The organism is Mycobacterium angelicum, assembly GCF_002086155.1.
In the GTDB taxonomy this organism is placed as follows: domain Bacteria; phylum Actinomycetota; class Actinomycetes; order Mycobacteriales; family Mycobacteriaceae; genus Mycobacterium; species Mycobacterium angelicum.
The window spans coordinates 1-1,666 of record NZ_MVHE01000179.1 but is presented as its reverse complement, the minus strand read 5'-3'; the positions used below and the strand labels follow the sequence as shown (position 1 = coordinate 1,666).

Here is a 1,666-nt window from a genome sequence, read left to right as displayed (position 1 = left end):
TTGCCGAATATGAGGCTGGCGCCACCGGTCCCTCCGGCCCCGCCCGTACCCCCGGCGGACAATCCGCCGACGCCTCCGTTGCCGCCGTGGGCGAACAGCCCGACGCCGCCGGCCCCGCCCACCCCGCCTCCAGCGGGACCGATCCCGCCCATGCCGCCGGCACCACCGGCGCTGAACAGACCCCCGGTGCCGCCGGCCCCGCCGGCACCGCCGACGGCCGCCCCGGAGATCCCGCCTTGGCCGCCCACACCGGCGGTACCGGACAGCAGCCCGGCGGCCCCGCCGTGGCCGCCCGCCCCGCCGTTAACTCCGTTCGTGCCGGAGCCGCCCATTCCACCGTTGCCGAAGAGGAGCCCGCCGTCGGTTCCGTTAGCACCGGTCCCGGGTGCCCCGTTGACGCCGTTGCCGATCAGCGGGCGTCCCAGCAACGCTTGGGTGGGCGCGTTGATCGCATCGAGGACGGCCGGGTTGGAGCTCAGCATGCCTGCGGCCCCAGCTGTGCCCTGTGTGCCCGCTGGGGCGCCCTGCCCGAAGTTGCCGCCGTTGCCGCCGGTGCCGAACAGCTGGGCGTCACCTCCTCTGCCGCCGTTACCGCCGGGCATCCCGGGGCCGAAGTGGCCAGAGCCGCCGTTGCCGCCGTCGCCGATCAATGCGGCCCGGCCGCCGGCCCCGCCGTTGCCGCCGGCGCCGCCGGCCCCGCCGAGGCCGCCGTTACCGCCGGTACCGCCGTCGCCGAAGAGGCCCAGGGCGTTGCCGCCCTTGCCGCCGGCGCCGCCGACGGTGCCGATCCCGCCGTTGCCGCCACTGCCGCCGGAGCCGGCGATTGCACCACTATTACCGCCGTTACCGCCGGCGCTGCCGACGGCGGAACCGCCGCCGCCGGCGTGGCCGCCGTCGCCGCCGGTGCCGAAGGCCATCGCGGCATTGCCGCCGTCGCCGCCGACTCCGCCGGCGGCGCCTGGCGCGGCGGTGGCGCCGCCGGCGCCGCCTGCGCCACCGTCGCCGTAGAACACGCCGCCGTTGCCGCCGGTGCCTCCGGCGCCACCGGCGCCGGCGCCTCCGGCGCCACCCGCTCCGCCGGCTCCGCCGGTGCCCAACAAAGCGCCGGCGGTGCCGCCGGCGCCACCGGCCCCACCGACGCCGAAGCTGACAGCGCCGGCCCCGCCGACGCCACCGGTCCCAAACAACGTCGCGGCGTTGCCGCCGAGCCCGCCGGCCCCGCCGGCGCCGGCGGCCACGCCGCCGGCGCCGCCCGCGCCGCCATTGCCGTAGAAGACACCGCCGTTGCCGCCGGTGCCTCCGGCCCCGCCGGCAGCAGCGGGGGTGACGCCGCCGGCGCCGCCGGCGCCGCCGGCGCCGCCGTCGCCGTAGAAGGCGCCGGCGTTGCCGCCGTGTCCGCCGGCACCGCCGAGTATCTGTCCGCCACCGCCGATCCCGCCGGCGCCGCCATTGCCGAACAAGAGGCTGGACCCGCCAGCCCCCCCGGCCCCACCGGCAGTGGCGCCGCTGAGCCCGCCGGTACCGCCGGCGCCGCCGGCGCCGAACAAGCCAACGCCGCCGGCGCCACCGTTTCCACCGGCGCCGGTGAAACTCAATCCACCGGTGCCGCCGGCCCCGCCGACGCTGAACAGCCCGCCGGTCCCGCCTTGACCGCCCACCCCGCCAC

1 pseudogene is annotated in these 1,666 nt (G+C 79.1%); it reads right to left on the bottom strand.

Going from position 1 to position 1,666, the window contains the following annotated elements:
• Nucleotides 1–1,666, bottom strand: a pseudogene (locus tag BST12_RS33995) (PE family protein); the annotation flags it as partial.